The sequence below is a fragment of the Acetatifactor sp. genome, from assembly GCF_982438285.1.
On sequence record NZ_CEWDFQ010000478.1, the window covers coordinates 1 to 1,821 of the forward strand.

Below are 1,821 nucleotides of genomic sequence, written 5' to 3' on the forward strand. Positions count from 1 at the left end.
GCGCAAGCTGCGGATCATCCTTCTCATACAGACCGCTATCTTTGCAATGGTTTCCCTGTATCTGATTGTAAGCTCGGTAATGAACGTACTCAATCAATATAAAAATGCCGACAGAAATTTCATGGCCGGGTACGCCCTCAAAATAAGCGCCGCTCTAAAGCAGATGGAGGAAATCAGTCTTTTCCCCATTCAGCCTTTGTCCACCGGACAATATCAGGAGGTTTACTCCTATCTGGCAGAGGGCGCAACCTTTGTGGGAAACTACAGCTTTTCAAACGCCTTTTATGAAAAGGCCAAATCCTACCTGGATATCACCCAGGGCTTTGACCTGATCGCAATGTATGATTCCAGCAAAAAGGGCTTATACTGTTGGGACGGCGATGCAGTTTATAACGGAACCTACTGCGTCCTGGCAGAAAACAATCCCCAATGGTACCAAAATACTCTGGAAAACAAGGGAGGCGCTGTCATCATACCTATTTCGGATTTTACAGGCTCCGGCATTCCCTCCGCAGACGGGGAAACCTTGTGCGTAGCCCGTTCCGTAACCCACATCGGCAGATATGAAAGTATCGGCGTTTTGGTGCTTGGCATTTCCAGCGATGCCCTGGAGCATGAATTTGAAACACTCCGGGCCTCCCAAGAAGAGGATTTCCTGCTGCTTTATGACAATCAGTGTATAGCAGGAAACGAACAACTGCTGGGAGAGGAGCAGAAAACGATCTTGGACGGGCTTTTGCAGGACGGAAAGCACACCAGATATATTCTGCAGGATTCCAGTCTTTTCATGGTGAATTATTATCGCTTTGACGAGAACCTTTCCATTGCCACAAAGACGCCCCTGTCCTATATTTTAAGCGGTGTGCCCTCCGGGAATCTGCCATTAATCCTTTTCCTTTTTCTTCTGCTGCTTTTAATGTTTCTTTTTACCTTTTTTGCAACCTCCAGCATCAATCATTCCGTGTATCTGCTGGTGGAGGTATGTGCAGAAATGGAAAATGGAGAATTTAGCTCGTCCTCCCTTCCAAAGGATGAAATGAGCGGAGAATTCGGCATTCTTTTCTCCGCCTTTCACAGGATGGCTGCCAAAATAAACCATTTGGTCAATGAAATTCTCCAGCGGGATCTGGAAAAGAAAAATATTGAGCTTTACGCCTTAAGAAGCCAGATTAATTCCCACTATCTGTACAATACGCTGGAATCCATCCGAATGAAGGCATATACCCAGAAAAGCTATGATCTTGCAGAAATGGCCATGCTGCTGGGCTCCAATCTACAGTATAACTTAAAGGAAATCGATGATGAAGTGACCATCCGTGAGGAGATTGAAAGCGTCCGCAACTATATCAGACTGATCCAGCTGAATTACACAAGCGGCATTTGCTTTTCCGTAAATGTGGATGAGAAAATCATGCAGTACAGCGTCATGAAATTTATCCTGCAGCCAATTATTGAAAACACCATCGCCCATGCCTTTGGCGCGCCCCCGCAGACTCTTCAAATTGATATTATGGGGTATTCTATGGGAGAGGACATCATTTTGTCCGTGGCAGACGACGGGAAGGGCATACCTGCCAAGCGTCTGGCAGAGGTGCGCAAAGCGCTGCAGGGAGAGCCAAGCAAGTGCAGAAGAATCGGTCTAAAAAACATTAACCGGCGGATTAAGCTCTTTTATGGGGATGGCTACGGCGTTGAAATCAAAAGCACGGAATCTGTGGGCACCGTAACCTCCATCCGCATTCCCGCAGTCAAAGACAGAAAGGACAGCCATGTACCAAATTTTAGTAGTTGATGATGATGTGAATATCCGCACTGGTATCA

The 1,821-nt window shown here is 46.5% G+C and carries 1 protein-coding gene; it reads left to right on the forward strand.

What is annotated here, in order from left to right:
• Positions 1-1,792, forward strand: a 1,792-nt coding sequence (locus AC1WIP_RS15440; protein WP_481142662.1) for a sensor histidine kinase, incomplete at its 5' end; no start/stop codon positions are given.
• Positions 1,793-1,821: the final 29 nt, after the last annotated feature.